18 protein-coding genes are annotated in these 16,944 nt (G+C 67.8%); 13 read left to right on the forward strand and 5 right to left on the reverse strand.

Translation table 11 applies throughout. The annotated features are described in order from the left end of the window. Positions 1-107: 107 nt before the first annotated feature. Together AC5P8D_RS18220 and AC5P8D_RS18225 are read right to left on the reverse strand one after the other, a co-directional pair. Complete coding sequence (locus AC5P8D_RS18220; protein ID WP_043398026.1) at positions 108-2,621, reverse strand: ABC transporter permease; 2,514 nt, start codon at positions 2,619-2,621, stop codon at positions 108-110. After that, on the reverse strand, positions 2,618-3,265 hold the full coding sequence (locus AC5P8D_RS18225) for an ABC transporter ATP-binding protein (RefSeq protein WP_010481858.1): 648 nt from the start codon (positions 3,263-3,265) through the stop codon (positions 2,618-2,620). The genes AC5P8D_RS18220 and AC5P8D_RS18225 overlap by 4 nt, the downstream gene beginning before the upstream one ends. A gap of 75 nt (positions 3,266-3,340) precedes the next feature. Between AC5P8D_RS18225 and AC5P8D_RS18230 the strand changes: the two genes are divergently transcribed. The 3 genes from AC5P8D_RS18230 (at position 3,341) to AC5P8D_RS18240 (ending at position 6,213) form a co-directional block, all read left to right on the forward strand. Next, positions 3,341-3,985: an arylesterase gene (locus AC5P8D_RS18230; protein WP_043398033.1), complete on the forward strand. Its 645-nt coding sequence runs from the start codon at positions 3,341-3,343 to the stop codon at positions 3,983-3,985. Positions 3,986-4,072: 87 nt separating this feature from the next. Next, a complete protein-coding gene (locus AC5P8D_RS18235; RefSeq protein ID WP_002811889.1) occupies positions 4,073-4,786 on the forward strand; it encodes a response regulator transcription factor in 714 nt (237 codons plus the stop codon). A 155-nt stretch (positions 4,787-4,941) separates the two neighbouring features. Further along, positions 4,942-6,213: a sensor histidine kinase gene (locus AC5P8D_RS18240; RefSeq protein ID WP_032129926.1), complete on the forward strand. Its 1,272-nt coding sequence runs from the start codon at positions 4,942-4,944 to the stop codon at positions 6,211-6,213. Between the two features lie 136 nt (positions 6,214-6,349). Here the strand turns inward: AC5P8D_RS18240 and AC5P8D_RS18245 are convergent, their stop codons facing one another. After that, positions 6,350-7,051 (reverse strand): SGNH/GDSL hydrolase family protein, encoded by a 702-nt coding sequence (locus tag AC5P8D_RS18245; RefSeq protein ID WP_164192267.1) that lies wholly within the window; start codon positions 7,049-7,051, stop codon positions 6,350-6,352. 213 nt (positions 7,052-7,264) lie between these two features. Here AC5P8D_RS18245 and AC5P8D_RS18250 point away from each other — a divergent pair, with 213 nt between their 5' ends. The 10 genes from AC5P8D_RS18250 to AC5P8D_RS18295 all read left to right on the forward strand — a co-directional run bounded on the left by AC5P8D_RS18250 (position 7,265) and on the right by AC5P8D_RS18295 (position 15,189). Continuing rightward, entirely contained in the window at positions 7,265-7,660 is a 396-nt protein-coding gene (locus tag AC5P8D_RS18250) for a diacylglycerol kinase (RefSeq protein ID WP_049435654.1), read from the forward strand. 30 nt (positions 7,661-7,690) lie between these two features. Next, positions 7,691-8,440 (forward strand): TerC family protein, encoded by a 750-nt coding sequence (locus AC5P8D_RS18255; protein ID WP_010481853.1) that lies wholly within the window; start codon positions 7,691-7,693, stop codon positions 8,438-8,440. Between the two features lie 225 nt (positions 8,441-8,665). Further along, positions 8,666-9,826 carry an MFS transporter gene (locus tag AC5P8D_RS18260; RefSeq protein WP_495203559.1) on the forward strand — a complete coding sequence of 387 codons (1,161 nt, stop codon included), beginning with the start codon at positions 8,666-8,668 and terminating at the stop codon, positions 9,824-9,826. A 562-nt stretch (positions 9,827-10,388) separates the two neighbouring features. Continuing rightward, the gene (locus tag AC5P8D_RS18265; protein WP_043398066.1) at positions 10,389-11,009 is read left to right on the forward strand and encodes a LemA family protein; all 621 of its coding nucleotides are present in this window, start codon (positions 10,389-10,391) and stop codon (positions 11,007-11,009) included. A gap of 3 nt (positions 11,010-11,012) precedes the next feature. Then, positions 11,013-11,900, forward strand: coding sequence for a TPM domain-containing protein (locus tag AC5P8D_RS18270; protein WP_159359813.1), 888 nt, complete (start codon positions 11,013-11,015; stop codon positions 11,898-11,900). Further along, the gene (locus AC5P8D_RS18275; protein ID WP_329759565.1) at positions 11,900-12,394 is read left to right on the forward strand and encodes a TPM domain-containing protein; all 495 of its coding nucleotides are present in this window, start codon (positions 11,900-11,902) and stop codon (positions 12,392-12,394) included. Before AC5P8D_RS18270 ends, AC5P8D_RS18275 begins: the two co-directional genes overlap by 1 nt. Positions 12,395-12,445: 51 nt before the next feature. Further along, on the forward strand, positions 12,446-13,333 hold the full coding sequence (gene lgt, locus AC5P8D_RS18280) for a prolipoprotein diacylglyceryl transferase (RefSeq protein ID WP_495203560.1): 888 nt from the start codon (positions 12,446-12,448) through the stop codon (positions 13,331-13,333). Next, the gene (locus AC5P8D_RS18285; RefSeq protein WP_253145621.1) at positions 13,330-14,124 is read left to right on the forward strand and encodes a thymidylate synthase; all 795 of its coding nucleotides are present in this window, start codon (positions 13,330-13,332) and stop codon (positions 14,122-14,124) included. Before lgt ends, AC5P8D_RS18285 begins: the two co-directional genes overlap by 4 nt. Further along, entirely contained in the window at positions 14,121-14,684 is a 564-nt protein-coding gene (locus AC5P8D_RS18290; protein WP_230080534.1) for a hypothetical protein, read from the forward strand. The genes AC5P8D_RS18285 and AC5P8D_RS18290 overlap by 4 nt, the downstream gene beginning before the upstream one ends. A 13-nt stretch (positions 14,685-14,697) precedes the next feature. Next, the gene (locus tag AC5P8D_RS18295; protein ID WP_043398081.1) at positions 14,698-15,189 is read left to right on the forward strand and encodes a dihydrofolate reductase; all 492 of its coding nucleotides are present in this window, start codon (positions 14,698-14,700) and stop codon (positions 15,187-15,189) included. 88 nt (positions 15,190-15,277) lie between these two features. Here AC5P8D_RS18295 and AC5P8D_RS18300 read toward each other — a convergent pair whose 3' ends face one another. Beyond that, positions 15,278-15,922 carry a DUF1287 domain-containing protein gene (locus AC5P8D_RS18300; protein WP_043398083.1) on the reverse strand — a complete coding sequence of 215 codons (645 nt, stop codon included), beginning with the start codon at positions 15,920-15,922 and terminating at the stop codon, positions 15,278-15,280. Continuing rightward, a complete protein-coding gene (locus AC5P8D_RS18305; RefSeq protein WP_043398084.1) occupies positions 15,919-16,941 on the reverse strand; it encodes a symmetrical bis(5'-nucleosyl)-tetraphosphatase in 1,023 nt (340 codons plus the stop codon). The genes AC5P8D_RS18300 and AC5P8D_RS18305 overlap by 4 nt, the downstream gene beginning before the upstream one ends. Positions 16,942-16,944 lie beyond the last annotated feature (3 nt).

Below are 16,944 nucleotides of genomic sequence, written 5' to 3' on the forward strand. Positions count from 1 at the left end.
ATCCACGCCATGCGTGGATGTGCTTGTTCCTTGAACACTGGCAACGCCGTCATGTGCTCTTGGTAGGTGCCGAGCTTGCTCGGCACGCGCCCCGGTCCGGCGCCGCCTCAGGCCTCGCGCAGGGCCAGTGCCGGTGGCGTATGCAGGATCGCCCGCGTACCCCACCAGCCCGCCAGCAGGCTCAACCCGATACCGACCACGCCGCCGATCAGCAGGCCCGGCCACGGCGGCAGCAACGGCAGCTCGAACACCTTCTGCGAGACCGCCACACCGATGGCGGCCGCCGCCCCCACCGCCAGCAACGCGGCCAGGGTGCCCAGCGCGCCGAATTCCACCAGCACCGCGCCGCGCAGCTGCCGCCGGGTCGCGCCCAGCGTGCGCAGCACCGCGCTGTCGTAGCGACGCTCGCCCGCCGTGGCCTGCAGCGCGGCCAGCAGCACCAGTACGCCGGCCAGCAGGCTGAACACCATCACCAGCTGCACCGCCTGTGCCACCCGTTCCATCACATCGCGCACCTGCGAGATCACCGCATCCACGTCCAGCAGCGACAGGTTGGGCTGCGCGCGTACCAGCTCGCCCAGTCCGGCTGCCTTGCCGGCCGGCAGATGGAACGCCGACAGCAGGTTGTGCGGGGTGTCGCCCACCGCATTCGGGTTCAGCAGCACGAAGAAGTTCGGCCGGAAGGTGTTCCAGTCCGCCTTGCGCACGCTGGTGACGGTGAACTCGCGCTCCTGTTCGCCCACGGCAATGGCGATGCGGTCGCCCGGATGCACGCCGTAGCGTTTGGCCCAGCCGATCTCCACCGAGGCTTCCGGCGCGGTGCTGTCGGCCTTCCAGAACGTGCCATTGACCAGCGTATTGGCCGGCGGGAAGGTGCTGCGCCAGCTGAAGTTCAACGGCCGGTTCTCGTCATCGTCATCGCGCTGGCCGCCCTGCGCCGGTTGCCCGTCCTGTCCGGGCTCGCGATCCACGCGCAGCGGCGGCTTGCCGTTGATGGCGATCAGGCGCCCGGTGGCCATTGGTTCGATGCTGGCGTCATTGGCACCCAGCCCACGCAGTGTTGCCAGCACGCTGTCGCGCTGTTCGGGCTGGATGTTGATCAGGAAGTAGTTGGGTGTGTCTGCCGGTAGCCGCTCGCGCCACTGCTGCAGCAGGCCGGGGCCGGTCACGGCCAGCAGCAACAGCGCGCACAGCGACAGCGACAGCCCGACCAGCTGCATCACCGCCAGCAGCCGGCGCCGGGTGAGTGCGGCCAGGCCCAGTCGCCAGTTGCCATGCAGGCGATGCTGCAGGCTGCGCATCAACTGCAGCAGCACAAATCCGACCACACCGGCCGCCACCGCCAGCGCGGCCAGGCCACCCAGTACCCACAGCGCCAGCTTGAGGTCACCCGTGACCTGCACCGCCAGCACCAGGCTGGCCCCCAGCGCGGCCACATAGGCCAGCAGCGAGGCCGGTGGCAGCGTGGCGAAGGAACGGTTGAGTACGCGCATTGGCGGCACCCCGCGCAGGCGCAGCAGCGGTGGCAGGCCGAAGCCGAACAGCAGCAACAGGCCGATGCCGGCACCGGTCAGCGCCGGCATTGCCTCCGGCAGTGGCAGGCGCTGCGGCACCAGGCTGCCCAGCACCTGTACCAGCCCTTCCTGGGCGGCCATGCCCAGGCCGATGCCAAGCGCACAGGCCGGTACTGCCAGCATCAGCAGCTGCAGTGCCAGGCCGAGCAGGATGTCGCGCTGGCGCGCACCGAGGCAGCGCAGGATCGCCACCTGGTCGATGCGGCGCAGGGCGAAGCGGTTGGCCGCCAATGCGGTGGCCACGCCCGCCAGCAGCACCGCCAGCAGCGCGCTCAGGCCGAGGAAGCGGCCGGCCAGGTCGAAGGCCTGGCGCACGCCGCGCTGGGTGTCATCCACGCTCAGCAGGCGCAGGCCCTTCACCTGTGGCAGCAGCCACTCGCGCAGGGACGCGATCTGCCCCGCCGGTCCCGCAAACATCAGCCGGTAGTTGATGCGGCTGCCGGGGCCGAGCAGGCCGGTGCCCTCCACGTCAGCACGGTTGACCAGCAGGGTGGGGGATAGGGTCAACAGGTCGCCACCGGCATCCGGCTCGGCCTCGATGATGCCGGCGATACGCAGCGTGCCGGCGCCGAATTCGAGGTCATCGCCGGCCTTCAGCCCCAGCCCCTGCAGCAGGCGCGGGTCGGCATAGGCCTGGCCCTTGGGGGGCATGCCGGCCTCGGCGATCAGCGCGCCACCGGGCGTGCTGCGCACCCGCAGCGTGCCGCGCAGTGGATAGCCCGCCTGCACCGCTTTGATGCTGGCCATCTGGCTGGCATCACCGTTGAACAGCACGCTGCCGAAGCTGGCGATACGGGTGAAGGCCAGTCCACGCCGCTGCGCCTCGTCGGCGAACGCCTGCGGCGGGTCATCGCGCCCGGCAATGCCGAGGTCACCGCCGAGCATTTCCGCTGCGCTGCCGGTCAGTGCCAGGTTGACCCGGTTCACCAGCGTGCCGACTGCGGTCATCACTGCCACGCCCAGCACCAGTGCGGCGAACACGGTCAGCAGGTCGCCGGCCAGCGCCTCGCGGCGCAGCGCGCGCCACGCGTGCCGCAGCAGGTTCATGCCTGCGCCCCACGCTCGACCGGCAGCAGGCGGCCGTTGTCGATGCGGTGGATGTACTGGCAACGCTGGGCCAGGCGCAGGTCGTGGGTGACCAGCACCAGCGTGGTGCCGCTGCTCGCATTGAGTTCGAACAGCAGGTCGCTGATGTGCTGGCCGGTGGCGTGGTCCAGCGAGCCGGTCGGTTCGTCGGCGAACAGGATGCGTGGGCGGGTGACGAAGGCGCGCGCCAGTGCCACGCGCTGCTGCTCGCCGCCGGACAGCTGGCGCGGGTAGTGGCGGGCGCGATGGGCCAGGCCGACCTGGGCCAGCACTTCATCGACCCGTACGCGGTCCTCGCGCCCGGCCAGCTCCAGTGGCAGCGCCACGTTCTCGGCGGCGGTCAGCGCCGGCAGCAGGTGGAAGCTCTGGAACACGAAACCGACCTCACGTGCGCGCAGCTGGGCACGTGCTTCCTCATCCAGTGCCGCCAGATCCTGCCCGGCCAGGCCTATGCGGCCGCGGCTGGGCAGGTCCAGCCCGGCCAGCAGGCCGAGCAGGGTGGTCTTGCCGGAACCGGAGGCGCCGACGATGGCCGCGCTGGTGCCTTCATGGACGGTCAGGGTGATGTTGTCCAGTATGTGGACTTCACCCTCCGGGCCCTGCACGGATTTGCCGACCTGGTCGACGGCGATGGCAACGGACGCGCTGCGGGGGGACAGGCTGTCGATGAGGAGACTCCAATGCGCAAGACGGGATGGAGCCGGCGAGCCGGCGTGATGATGGTGCTGCTGCTAGGGTTCCTGCTGCTGCCCGGGCTGGCCTGTGCCAAAGGTCCGGCCGGCACCGTGCTGGTCCTGGGCGACAGCCTCAGTGCAGCCCACAATATCCCCGTCGACGCCGGCTGGGTCAGCCTGCTGCAGCAGCGGGTCAGGCAGCAGTCGAAAACCCCGGCACGCATCGTCAACGCCAGCATGAGCGGGGAAACCACCGCCGGCGCGCTGACCCGCCTGCCGGGCCTGCTGGCGAAGGAAAAACCGACCGTGGTGGTGATTGCCCTCGGCGGCAATGACGCGCTGCGCGGACTGACCCCGGCGCAGGTGCAGGGCAACCTGGAAAAGATGGTGCAGGCCAGCCAGAAGGCCGGGGCCAAGGTGCTGCTGCTGGGCATCGATGTTCCGCCCAACTACGGCCCGGCCTACCGCCAGCGCCTGGCCGCGGCCTACAAGGCGCTGGCCACGCAGTACAAGGTGCCGCTGCTGCCGTTCCTGCTGGAGGGCGTGGCCCTGCAGCCGGGCATGATGCAGGCCGATGGCCTGCACCCGACCGCACAGGCGCAGCCGAAGGTGCTGGACAACGTCTGGCCGCTGCTGCGCCCTCTGCTCTGAACGATTTACTTCCCTCTTGACGGAACTTCACATCGCGTCCACCGTCGATCCGGCATGTTTCACAAAGCTGAAGTTAGAGGGAATCACATGCGTCAGACGAAGGAGACCTCCGGCTTGGTGCTGGTGGTCGAAGACAACCGCAACATCTCCGAGATGATCGGGGAATACCTGGAAGGTCGCGGCTTTGAAGTCGACTATGCACAGGACGGCCTGGATGGCTACCGCCTTGCGGCGGAAAACAGCTATGACGTCGTGGTGCTCGACTTGATGTTGCCGCGCCTGGATGGCATCGAAGTGTGCCGTCGCCTGCGCAACGATGCGCGCAAGTCCACCCCGGTGCTGATGCTCACGGCACGCGACACGCTGGACGACAAGCTCACCGGCCTCGGTTTCGGCGCCGATGACTACCTGACCAAGCCGTTCGCGATCCAGGAGCTGGAAGCCCGCCTGCGCGCGCTGATCCGCCGCGAACGTCGCCAGGTGGGGTCGGAAGTGCTCAAGGTCGCCGACCTGGTGCTCGATCCGGTCAGCATGCGTGCCACCCGTGCCGGTACCGAGCTGCAGCTGTCGCCGATCGGCCTGCGCCTGCTGACCATCCTGATGCGCGAATCGCCGCGCGTGGTCACCCGCCAGGAGATCGAACGCGAGATCTGGGGCAACGGCCTGCCGGATTCGGACACCCTGCGCAGCCATCTGTACAACCTGCGCAAGATCATCGACAAGCCGTTCGACCGTCCGCTGCTGCATACCGTGCAGAGTGCCGGCTACCGCATTGCCGACATCGCCCAGCCGATGGCCTGAACAGGTCCGCGCCGGTGCAGCCTCAGGCCGGGCCGGGCTGCGGCCCGGCACAAGGGCAGGGGATGATCGTCCGGCAGTGCCGCCGGTCATCGCCCGTGCATCCCAACGGCGCGGTGCGCTGCCTATAATCGCAGCGCTCTGACCGGGACTCCGCAATGCCGCACGGCCTGCCGCGCAAGATCCGTATCGCTTTCATCCTGCAGGCAGTGCTGGCCAGCCTGGGCATCCTGCTCGGTGCGTGGCTGGTTTCGCTGGTGATCAAGCACAGCCTGGTCGGCGCCGCCCTGCGCGAGGAGGCGGCGTACTTCTGGACGCTGCACGAGGCCTCGCCGGTGCAGCCCCCACCCAACACCCAGAACATCCGTGGCTACCTGCTGGAAAGCGGGCAGTCGGCCCTGTCGTTGCCGGCCAACCTGCGCAATCTGGAACCCGGCTTCCACGAACTGCCCAAGGACGACCAGCTGGTGCTGGTCGATGTACGCCCGGCCGGCCGCCTGTACCTGGTGTTCCTGCGTTCGCGCGCGGAGATGCTGGCGTTCTGGTTCGGCATCGTGCCGGTGCTGCTGACCCTGCTGGCGGTGTATGGCGCCAGCTGGGTGACCTATCGGGCCTCCAAGCGCCTGGTGTCGCCGGTGAACTGGCTGGCGCGGCGCGTCTCACGCTGGGACCCGGGCCACCCGGAGGCAGCCGACCTAGAACCGAACAAGCTGCCGGCGGACATGCAGGGCGAGACCCGGCAGCTGGCGGCCGCACTGCATTCGCTGGCCAACCGGGTCAGCGCGCATGTGGCGCGCGAGCGCAATTTCACCCGCGACGCCAGCCATGAACTGCGCACACCGCTGACCGTCATCCGCGTCGCCAGCGACATGGCACTGGGCGATGACAGCCTGGAGCCGCGCCTGCGCCGCAGCCTGCAGCGCATCCAGCGTGCAGGCCGTGACATGGAGGCGGTGATCGATGCCTTCCTGATCCTGGCACGCGAGGCCGACGTCGAGCCCCAGGTCGAGCTGTTCGACGTCAACGACATCGTCCGCTATGAAGTGGACAACGCCAACGAACTGCTGGGTACGCGCCCGGTGTCGGTGCACCTGCACAGCGATGGCCCGGTGCAGCTGCATGCGCCGCCGCGGGTGCTGCAGGTGGTGGTCAGCAACCTGGTGCGCAACGCCTGCAGCTACACCGACGAAGGGCGCATCGACGTGCATGTGCACAACGACCGGGTAGTGGTGCGCGATACCGGCATCGGCATGTCGGCCGACGCGCTGTCGCGGGCCTTCGAGCCGTTCTACCGTGCCGAGCCGAGCCGTCCGCAGGGCACTGGCTTGGGCCTGTCGATCGTGCGCCGGCTGTGCGACCGCTTCGGCTGGAAGGTCAGCCTGGCCAGCGAGCCAGGCCAGGGCACCGAGGCCACGGTGATCTTCCGCTGAGGCGGCACCTGCTGCCTCGGTAGATGCCGACCTTGGTCGGCGCTTTCAACAGTAGTCACGCCGGTGCCCGATGCCAACCAAGGTTGGCATCGACCGGAAGGCGTGCGCGTGGCGCCTCTGCGGCGTCCGCAGTCCCTCAGTTGCAGTTGACCTTCGGCGCCAGTGCCCTGGTCCAGATGTCATAGCCGGCCGGGGTCATGTGCAGCATGTCCTCGCGGAACAGCGACGCATCCGGCTGGCCATCGGTGCCGAGCATGGGTGTGTAGACGTCGGTGAAACCGGTATTGGGCAGCTTGGCCAGGGCGGCCTTGATCAGCGCGTTGGCCTCGTTGATCGCCGGCAGCAGATGCGCACGCGACGGGCTCGGCTTGATCGACAGGTACTCGACCCTGGTCTTCGGCAGGTCGCGATGCACGCGCTGCACGAAGGCAACCACATCGTCACGCACCTGCACGGCGCTGCGGCCGCTGTTGAGGTCGTTGTCACCGGCGTAGAAGAACACCTTGCACGGCGCATACGGCACCACGATGCGGTCGGCATACCAGGTGCTGTCGCGCACTTCCGAACCACCGAAGCCACGGTTGAACACCGGCTGGCCGGGGAAGTCGGCTGCCAGGCCTTCCCACATGCGGATCGAGGAGCTGCCGATGAATTCGATGCCGCCCCGTGGCGGCGGGTTGGCCTGGTCGGCGCTGGCGAAGCGGGCCATGTCGCCGGCCCAGGCCACGTTGGAGACCTGCTCGGGCACGCGCGGCGGCTTGGCCGGGCTCAGCGCCTGGGCCAGGGGGGCGACGGTCAGCAGGCCCAGCATCAGCAGGCAGGTACGGCGACGGGACATCAGGCGCTCCAGCAGGGAAGGGAACAGCCATCATAGAAGCTGGGGCGCGCCGGGGCTTGCCCCTGGCAGTCCATTCACCGGGCCGGTGCCGGGATGCGGCTGGCGGCCTTGTGGCAAAATGGCGGCCATCTGCCTATCCCTGTGCACCCATGATTCCCTGCCGTGCGTCTGAGCGGTCGCTGCGCCGCGCCCCTGTTGCTGGATGTGCCACCCGTGGCTGATCAGTTCGGCCATCTGCCCCGCGGCCCGCGCCGCATCTTCCAGGCCGCCCGCTGGTCCTGGCAGGGCCTGCGCGCCGCCTGGCTGCATGAGTCCTCGTTCCGGCTGGAGGTCTACCTGCTGATCCTGCTGACCCCGGTCGCGATCTGGCTGGGCCAGACCCCGGTCGAGCGCGCGCTGCTGATCGGCTCGATGCTGCTGGTGCTGGCGATGGAACTGGCCAACTCGGCCATCGAAGCGGTGATCGAACGTTACGGCAGCGAGATCCATGAGCTGGCCGGCCGCGCCAAGGACATGGGCTCGGCGGCGGTCTTCGTGCTGATGATGAACGTGCTTCTGTGCTGGGCGCTGGTCGTGGTCCCGCATGCAATGGCCGGCAATTACGGCTGATCCCTCATTCCCCCTTGTTGAAGACTTCCCATGTCCCTTGAGTTTCTTGCCGATCCGAATGTCTGGTTGACCCTGTTCACGTTGAGCGCGCTGGAAATCGTGCTCGGCATCGACAACCTGGTGTTCATCTCCATCGCCGTCAGCAAGCTGCCAGAGCACCGCCGCCCGTTCGCGCGTCGGCTCGGCATCGCGGTGGCCTGTATCACCCGTATCTGCCTGCTGGTATCGCTGGCGTACCTGGCGCACATGCAGGCGAACCTGTTCACCGTGGCCGGCATGGGCATTTCCATCCGAGATCTGGTGCTGATCGTTGGTGGCCTGTTCCTGATCATCAAGGGTTGGATGGAGATCAAGGAAATGATCACCGGTGGCGAGGATGAAGATCCGAGCACGACCAAGACCTCGGCCGTGTTCGGCTACGTGATCGCGCAGATCGCGGTCATCGACATCGTGTTCTCGCTGGACTCGGTGATCACCGCGGTCGGCATCGCTGACCACGTGCCGGTGATGGTCGCCGCGATCCTGCTGTCGGTGGCGGTGATGCTGCTGGCTGCCAACCCGCTGGGCCGCTTCATCGATGCCAACCCGACCGTGAAGATGCTGGCGCTGGCCTTCATCCTGCTGATCGGTGCGGTGCTGATCCTGGATGGCCTGGATGTGCACATTCCCAAGCCCTACATCTACGCTGCCATGGGCTTCTCGGTGCTGGTGGAGTGGCTGAACCTGCTGATGCGCCGCCGCGCCCGCGAACACAATGTGCCGGGCGCCGGTAACTGGTAAGCGCGCCGCTGGCGTGTGCGTCCCTCAGAACCCCCGGCCTGGCCGGGGGTTCTGCGTTGTGGGGCCCGGTTCTACACCGGCGCTGCGGTTTTTGCATCTGCAGCGGGGTTGCTGCCGCCACTTGTGAACCAGGATCAACAGTGTTTTCCCGGGGCGAGGCTTAATCCGGAACAGCAGAGCGCGCAGGCTACGCACTCCCGATTCCCGCCCCCCGGAAACCCTCCCATGAATTCCAGAGCCGCCTTGCTGGCGCTTGCCGTCGGCGCCTTCGCCATCGGAACCACCGAGTTTGCGCCGATGGGCCTGTTGCCAGTCATCGCCGACGGCGTGGGTGTGGGCATTCCCACCGCCGGCATGCTGATCACCGCCTACGCCGTGGGCGTGATGCTGGGCGCGCCGGTGATGACCCTGCTGATGGGCCGTTTCGGCAAGCGCACAGCGCTGATGCTGCTGATGTCGATCTTCGTGGTGGGCAACCTGCTCTCGGCACTGGCCCCGAACTACGGCCTGCTGCTGCTGTCGCGTCTGGTCACCAGTCTCAATCACGGTGCCTTCTTCGGCATCGGTGCGGTGGTCGCCGCCAGCCTTGTGCCGAAGGACAAGCAGGCTGCTGCCGTGGCCACCATGTTCATGGGCCTGACCATCGCCAACATCGGTGGCGTGCCGCTGGCCACCTGGGTGGGCCAGCAGCTGGGCTGGCGCCTGTCCTTCGCCGGGACTGCGGTGCTGGGCCTGGTCGCGATCACTGCGCTGGGCTTCGCGCTGCCGGCGTCTGCGCCGGGTCCGCGCCCGGACGTGCGCCGTGAACTGAAGGCGATCCTGCAACCGCAGGTGTTGCTGGCGATGGGCACCACGGTCCTCGGCGCGGGCGCGATGTTCACCCTCTACACCTACGTGGCGCCGGTGCTGACCGAGTTGACCGGCGCCTCCAATACCTTCATCGCGATCTCGCTGGCCCTGATCGGCATCGGCTTCACCCTCGGCAACGGTATCGGCGGGCGCATGGCTGACTGGTCGCTGGATGGCGCCACGCGCATCCTGCTGGCGGTCCTGGCCGTACTCATGTTCGTGCTGCCACTGGCCTTCATGCACCATGCTACTGCGGCGCTGGGCGTGCTGCTGTTCGGCGCAGCGACCTTCGCTATCGTGCCGCCGCTGCAGATCCGGGTGATGCAGGCGGCCAGCGAGGCGCCGGGCCTGGCGTCGTCGATCAACGTGGGTGCGTTCAACCTGGGCAATGCCGTGGGTGCCGCGCTGGGCGGTGCGGTGATCAGTTCGGGCCTGGGTTATGCGGCGATTCCGGTGGCTGGTGGCCTGCTGGCGGCATCAGGTTTGGTGCTGGCATGGCTGGGGCGTCCCCGCACTGCGGTGGCTGAAGCCTGCTGAGTGATATGGGGTTCCGGCAGGGCTTGCAGCCCTGCACCCGCTAAAGGCGAAGGCAACCGCCGAAGCAACAGCAACCGCAACAGCCGGCGCTGGTTTTCTGAGGGTTGGGCGGGGCGGTGTGGGTTGGCAGGACACGCCGTGAACCCATCCATGGGGGCTCGATGGCGCCATCCATGGCGCCAACGGTCCTGCCAACCCACACCGCCCCACCTCCGACAGATTGCCGCGATCGGTCGGAACGGCGTTCTGCTTTGGTAGGTGTCGACCTTGGTCGACACGAATGCCTGAAGAACCGGCTTTTGCTTTTGATTTTTCTTTTGATCTTCCCGCGGTGCGCAGAAAACTGTCCATGGCCGGGAGGGTGGGTCGGCTGGGGGCGTGAGCCGCATGGATGCGGCGACCGAGCTTACATGGACGTACTTGCAGCGGCCCCCAGCCGACCCACCCTCCCGGCCCATCCCCGAGCTGGCTGGACCACACCGCGGAGGGGGCCGCGCCCGATGGCCGGTCTTTCACCCGAACCATGGCATGCTCGGTGCCCAGTCCACCCGGAACCTCCGCCATGCGCCTGTTCACCCGTGTCCTGCCCCTGATGCTGCTGGCCTCCCTGCTCTCCGGCTGTGGCTACAACGCCATCCAGCAGAAGGATGAAGCGGTCAAGGCCAGCTGGTCGGAGGTCATCAACCAGTACAAGCGCCGCGCCGACCTGGTGCCCAACCTGGTGCAGACCGTGAAGGGCTTCGCCAGCCAGGAAGAGCGCGTGCTGACCGAAGTCACCAATGCCCGTTCGCGTGTCGGCCAGATCAACGTCAATGCCGACGACGAAGCCTCGCTCAAGCAGTTCCAGCAGGCCCAGGGCGAACTCGGCAGCGCGCTGTCGCGGCTGCTGGTGGTCACCGAGAACTATCCGGAGCTGAAGTCCAACCAGAACTTCCGCGACCTGCAGGCCCAGCTGGAAGGTACCGAGAACCGGGTGACCGTCGCCCGCGGCCGTTACATCCAGCAGGTGCAGGACTACAACACCTACATCCGCTCGTTCCCACAGGTGATCACCGCCAAGATCTTCGGCTACAAGACCAAGCCGAACTTCACCGTGGAAAACGAAGCGCAGATCTCCAACGCGCCGGCGGTCGATTTCGGCAACGCGCCGCAGCAGCAGCCGGCACCGCAGCCGGGCCACTGACCCATGCGCCTTGCCACTGCGCTGCTGGCCCTGCTGCTGTGGCTGCCGCTGGCCTCGCAGGCGCAGCAGCTGGCGCCGATTCCTGCGCTGGATTCGCCGGTGGTCGATACCACCGGCACGCTGGATGCCACGCAGAAGCAGGCACTGGTGCAGCAGGCGATGGAACTGCAGCAGCGCAAGGGCAGCCAGCTGCAGGTGCTGGTGGTGCCCACCACCCAGCCGGAAGACATCGCGCAGTACACCACGCGCGTCTTCGACCAGTGGCAGATTGGCCGCAAGGGCGTGGATGACGGCGTGTTGCTGGTAGTGGCCAAGGACGACCGGCGCGTGCGCATCGAGCCGGGCTACGGTCTGGAAGGTGCGATTCCCGATGCCATCGCCAACCGGGTCATCCAGGAATACCTGGTGCCGCGCTTCCGCAGCGGCGACTACGCCGGTGGCATCACCGATGCCACGGCGGTGCTGGTCAAGTTGATCGACGGCGAAACGCTGCCGGCACCGGTCAGCGGCCATCGCGGGCGTGAGCCCAGCGGTGGCGGTGATACCTGGTTCCTGGCGCTGTTCATCGGTGTGTTCGCCGGCAGCATCCTGCGCGGCGTGTTCTCGCGCGTGCCGCGTCCGCTGCGTGGCGTGCTCGGCGGTGCCGGTGCGGCGCTGGCGGCGTTCCTGTTCACGTCCACGCTGCTGGCCAGTGGCCTGGCGGGCATCGTGGGCCTGATCGTGGCCATGCTCTCAGGCCACCCGGGCCGCTTTGCCGGTGGTGGTGGCTGGGGCGGTGGCAGCTGGGGCGGGGGCGGCGGCTTCGGTGGCGGTGGAGGATTTGGCGGTGGCGGCGGCTGGGGAGGCGGTGGTGGCCGCTCCGGTGGTGGCGGTGCTTCGGGGGGCTGGTGATGATCCAACGACTGTGTCGTCATGTGTTTTCGCCGTCGGTACGGCGCGCGTTCCCGCCGGCCACGCTGCAGGCGATCACCGAGGCCATCGCGGCCGGTGAGCAGCGCCACGGCGGGCAGGTGATGTTCGCGGTGGAAGCGGACCTGCCGCTGGCCGCGCTGTGGCACAGGGTCACCCCACGCCAGGCCGCCGAGCATGCCTTCGCGCGCCTGCGCACCTGGGATACCGCCCACAACAATGGCGTGCTGATCTACCTGCTGCTGGCCGACCACGCCATCGAGATCGTCGCCGACCGTGGCCTGCACGGCCGGGTCAGCCCGGCGCAGTGGCAGCGGGTCTGCACCCACCTGCGCGAGGGCCTGCGTGGTTCCCATCCGGTGGAAGCGCTGCAGGATGCCATCGACGAGGTCTCCAGCCTGATCGAAGGGCACTTTCCGGCCTCGACGCGGTCGAACGATGACGCGTTGCCGAACTCGCCCCAGCTCCTTGGTTGAGCCGGGGCGGCACTGGCCCGAGAATAGGCGTTCAACCGCAAGGCACCTTCCATGATCTATTTCCACGACATCGACCCCATCGCCCTCTCGCTGGGGCCGATCAAGGTGCACTGGTACGGCATCATGTACCTGCTCGGCTTCACCGCGGCCTGGCTGCTGGGCCGCAAGCGCATCGCCGCCGGTCGCCTGCCGGGCGTCGATGCCAACGGCTTCTCCGACCTGCTGTTCTACGCCATGCTCGGCGTGGTGCTGGGCGGGCGCGTTGGCTACATGCTGTTCTACGCGCTGGGTGATTTCCTGCACAACCCGCTGCTGCTGTTCAAGGTATGGGATGGCGGCATGAGCTTCCACGGCGGCCTGCTGGGTGTGCTGGGCGCCTGCTGGTGGTGGTCGCGCAAGCACAGGCTGCATTTCTTCGACACCATGGATTTCATGGCGCCGCTGGTGCCGCTGGGCCTGGGCTTCGGCCGCATCGGCAACTTCATCGGCGCCGAGCTGTGGGGCAAGTACACCGACGGCACGTGGGGCGTGGTGTTCCCGTCCGGCCTGCCGGCGCCGCTGAACCAGCTCGACCACGCGACCCTGCAGGCGCAGTTCGCGACCGGCGCGTTGAACCAGTTCGCACGGCATCCCTCGCAGCTGTATGAAGCGTTCCTGGAAGGCCTGGTGATGTTCGTGGTGCTGTGGGCGGTGTCGGCCAAGCCGCGCCACCGCTACCTGGTGGGTGGCCTGTTCGCGCTGATGTACGGCCTGTTCCGCTTCGCCGTGGAGTTCGTGCGCATGCCCGACAACGGTGTCTACGTGGCCTTCGACTGGCTGACCCGCGGCCAGATCCTCAGCCTGCCGCTGATCGCCTTCGGCCTGGTGCTGCTGGTGATGTCGCGCCGCGCGCCGGTGCTGCAGCCGCAGCTGCCGGTGGCTGCCGAGGGCAAGGCATGAAGGCTTACCTGGACCTGCTCTCGCACGTGCTCGAGCACGGCGCCGAGAAGAGCGACCGCACCGGCACCGGTACCCGCAGCGTGTTCGGCTGGCAGATGCGTTTCAACCTGGCCGAAGGCTTCCCGCTGGTCACCACCAAGAAACTGCACCTGCGCTCGATCATCCATGAGCTGCTGTGGTTCCTGAAGGGCGACACCAACATCGGCTACCTGAAGGACAACCAGGTGCGGATCTGGGACGAGTGGGCCGACGAGAACGGCGACCTCGGCCCGGTCTACGGAAAGCAGTGGCGCAGCTGGGCCACCGCCGATGGCGGCGAGATCGACCAGATGCAGTGGCTGGTGGACGAGATCAAGCGCAACCCCGATTCGCGCCGGCTGGTGGTCAGCGCCTGGAACGTGGGCGAGCTTTCGCAGATGGCGCTGATGCCGTGCCACAACCTGTTCCAGTTCTACGTGGTGGACGGCAAGCTCAGCTGCCAGCTGTACCAGCGCAGCGGCGACATCTTCCTCGGCGTGCCGTTCAACATCGCCAGCTATGCGCTGTTGACCCACATGGTGGCGCAGGCCACCGGCCTGGGCGTGGGTGATTTCGTGCATACGCTGGGCGATGCGCACCTGTATTCGAACCACTTCGAGCAGGCGCGCGAGCAGCTGTCGCGTGAACCGCGCGCGCTGCCGACGCTGTGGTTGAACCCGGAGGTGACCGACCTGTTCGGCTTCCAGTTCGACGACATCCGCATCGACGGCTACGATCCGCACCCGGCGATCAAGGCGCCGGTGGCGGTATGAGTCCCCGATTGATTTCCAGCGGCCTGCTGGCGCTGTGCGGCATGTTGCCGCTGGCCATGGTGCAGGCCGGACCGGCCGATGCGCTGTCGTTGGCCCGGCAGGTCAATGAGCAGATCGTGCACAAGCACATGCGCGAGGAAGTGCAGGCGTTCGCCGGGGCCTTCAACGGCGGCACGATGATGCCCCAGGATGTGCCGGAAGGCTGCCGGGCGCAGATGCGTGAGGCGGTAACCGGCATGTACACGGCGATGACCGAGCACCTGAAGGCGGGTGTCGAGGATCCGGCCTATCAGCGCACGCTCGAGCAGCAGCTTGCCACCGTCTATTCCAGTGACCAGTTGCAGGCATTTCTGGCACGTCGTGCCAGCACCGACACTGCTGCGTTGTCGGCAGACATCCTGTCCGGACCGGGCCTGAAGGATATCGAAGAGGCGCAGAAGCAGAAGATCCTCGATGGCCTGGATGAGCAGTCCACGTCCAGTCCTGCGCTGGCGGCGGCGCTGCAGGCCGCCAGTGCCGCCAACGCTGCCTGCGAACGCCTGCAGATCGACGCCAGCTGAGGAGGTGGTAGCAATGAAGCTGTCGATGATCGTGGCGTTGGATCGCAACCGTGGCATCGGCCAGGGCAATGCCATGCCCTGGCACCTGCCGGATGATTTCAAGCACTTCAAGGCGCTCACCCTGGGCAAGCCGATCCTGATGGGGCGCAAGACGGCCGAGTCGATCGGCCGCGTACTGCCGGGGCGGACCAACCTGGTGCTGACCCGCAGCGGGCAGGTGCCGTTCGAGGGCATGCGCGCGGTGGCGTCGCTGGATGAGGCGAAGACGATTGCCGAACGCGAGGGCGCCAGCGAGTTGTGCATCATCGGCGGCGGCGAGATCTTCCACCAGCTGCTGGACCAGGCCAGTGACCTGTACCTGACCTGGGTGGATGCCGAAGTCCCCGCCGATACCCATTTCCCCGAGGTGGATGCGCAGGACTGGCGGGAAGTGAGCAGCGAGCCGCACCCGGCCGACGAACGCCATGCCCACGCGTTCCGCTTCGTGCACTACGTGCGCCGCTGAAGATGGTTTCCTGTAGAGCCGAGCCATGCTCGGCTGCTGTTGCCGGACACATCCCGTAGCCGAGCATGGCTCGGCTCTACAGGATTGCCTACGGCATCCGGTAATGCCCGATGATGGCGTGCTGGAACAGCAGATTCTCTTCGCGCGTGCCGCGCGCGATGTTGTGCAGTACCAGCGGCGTGCCGTTGGCCAGCTTGCGGTCGGAGACGATGCCCACGTGCAGCAGGCCGTTGCCGTTGAGCTTCCAGGCGACGATGTCGCCGGCCGCGTAGTCGGCGGCGAGGGCCGTGATCGGCTGCTGCCAGCCCTGCCGTTCGAACCAGCGCATCAGGTTCGGTACGCGGCGATGATCGATGTTGCGATCCGGTCGTGACAGGCCCCAGATCGCCGGATAGGCACTGAAGTTGCCGCGCATGTCCTCATGCACGCGGGCCTGCAGGTCCACGTCCAGGCTGCGCAGCGCGCGCACCACCACGTCGGTGCACACGCCGCGATCAACCGGGACGTCTCCGCCGGGATAGGCCAGCACCTGATAGGCAGGGTCGTAGCGGGTGGTGACGCCGATCTGCGCGCGCGCTGCAGCCACCAGCGGCGGCGAAGGCGCCTGCGGCTGCGATGGCGTGTGACCGGCGTTTCCGCCGCCGGTGGGGGCCGGGGCCGAAGTGGGCTGGCAGCCGCTGGCCAGGGCCAGCGTCAGCAGCACCATCCATGGTGCCCAGCCGCGCCGCGTCATGCCTGCGGCGGGGGACTACTGTTGCCGGGGCCCGCGGAGCCACCACCACCGCCACCACGGCGACGACGACGGCGCGGGCCGCGATTGCCCGGGTTGGCGGCCGGAGCGTTACCGCCGCCCTGTTCCTTGCCCTGCGCCGACGCAGCCGGGCGCTCGTGCGCCGGGCGCGCGGGCGGACGGGCGTTGGGCACGGGGGCGGGTACATCGCGGCCTGGCACCTGCACCACGCGCAGTTCATCGGTATCGAGCTGGATCGCGGTGAGCTTGCCGCCCCAGACCGCGCCGGTGTCGATGGCGTGCACGCCCTGGGTGATGGTCAGGCCCAGCGCCGACCAGTGGCCGCAGACCACCTTCAGGTCGCGCTCGACCCGGCCCGGCACTTCGAACCAGGGATACAGCCCCTGTTCCTGCGTGCCCGGCGTGCCCTTGTCCTCGATGCCGATACGTCCGCGCGGGGTGCAGTAGCGCATGCGGGTGAGCACGTTGATGATCGCGCGCGATCGGTCGTAGCCGGACAGGTTGGGGGCCCAGCTCGGCTTGTCGCCGTACATGTTGCGGAACAGCTTGCGGTAACCGGCGCCATGCAGCTGCACCTCGACCTCGGCGGCATGTTTTTCGGCCATCTGGGTGGTCCACTTCGGCGCCAGGCCGGCATGCACCATCATCCAGCCCAGCTCGCGGTCCACGTGCACCAGCTTCTGCAGGCGCAGCCAGTCCAGCAGTTCGTCGCGGTCCTCGGCCTGCACGATGCGCAGCAGGTCCGGGTTGACCTTGCGCTGTTCCTCTTCGGTGCGCGCACCGACGGCCAGCAGCGAAAGGTCATGGTTGCCCAGCACCACCACGCTGTGATCGCGCAGCGAATGCACCAGCCGCAGCGTTTCCAGCGACTGGCCACCCCGGTTCACCAGGTCGCCGCAGAACCACAGGGTGTCCTGCGCCGGGTCGAAACGGATCTTTTCCAGCAATCGCTGGGTGACGTCATAGCAGCCCTGCAGGTCGCCGATCGCCCACACACTCATCGT

This window comes from Stenotrophomonas sp. YJH_SMC_101-4 (assembly GCF_059370395.1).

Coding starts and splice junctions, on each gene's coding strand:
- AC5P8D_RS18220 (WP_043398026.1), bottom strand. CDS start 2,621: ATGAACCTGCTGCGGCACGCGTGGCGCGCGCTGCGCCGCGAGGCGCTG.
- AC5P8D_RS18230 (WP_043398033.1), top strand. CDS start 3,341: ATGCGCAAGACGGGATGGAGCCGGCGAGCCGGCGTGATGATGGTGCTG.
- AC5P8D_RS18235 (WP_002811889.1), top strand. CDS start 4,073: ATGCGTCAGACGAAGGAGACCTCCGGCTTGGTGCTGGTGGTCGAAGAC.
- AC5P8D_RS18240 (WP_032129926.1), top strand. CDS start 4,942: ATGCCGCACGGCCTGCCGCGCAAGATCCGTATCGCTTTCATCCTGCAG.
- AC5P8D_RS18245 (WP_164192267.1), bottom strand. CDS start 7,051: ATGTCCCGTCGCCGTACCTGCCTGCTGATGCTGGGCCTGCTGACCGTC.
- AC5P8D_RS18255 (WP_010481853.1), top strand. CDS start 7,691: ATGTCCCTTGAGTTTCTTGCCGATCCGAATGTCTGGTTGACCCTGTTC.
- AC5P8D_RS18260 (WP_495203559.1), top strand. CDS start 8,666: ATGAATTCCAGAGCCGCCTTGCTGGCGCTTGCCGTCGGCGCCTTCGCC.
- AC5P8D_RS18265 (WP_043398066.1), top strand. CDS start 10,389: ATGCGCCTGTTCACCCGTGTCCTGCCCCTGATGCTGCTGGCCTCCCTG.
- AC5P8D_RS18270 (WP_159359813.1), top strand. CDS start 11,013: ATGCGCCTTGCCACTGCGCTGCTGGCCCTGCTGCTGTGGCTGCCGCTG.
- AC5P8D_RS18275 (WP_329759565.1), top strand. CDS start 11,900: ATGATCCAACGACTGTGTCGTCATGTGTTTTCGCCGTCGGTACGGCGC.
- lgt (WP_495203560.1), top strand. CDS start 12,446: ATGATCTATTTCCACGACATCGACCCCATCGCCCTCTCGCTGGGGCCG.
- AC5P8D_RS18285 (WP_253145621.1), top strand. CDS start 13,330: ATGAAGGCTTACCTGGACCTGCTCTCGCACGTGCTCGAGCACGGCGCC.
- AC5P8D_RS18290 (WP_230080534.1), top strand. CDS start 14,121: ATGAGTCCCCGATTGATTTCCAGCGGCCTGCTGGCGCTGTGCGGCATG.
- AC5P8D_RS18295 (WP_043398081.1), top strand. CDS start 14,698: ATGAAGCTGTCGATGATCGTGGCGTTGGATCGCAACCGTGGCATCGGC.
- AC5P8D_RS18300 (WP_043398083.1), bottom strand. CDS start 15,922: ATGACGCGGCGCGGCTGGGCACCATGGATGGTGCTGCTGACGCTGGCC.
- AC5P8D_RS18305 (WP_043398084.1), bottom strand. CDS start 16,941: ATGAGTGTGTGGGCGATCGGCGACCTGCAGGGCTGCTATGACGTCACC.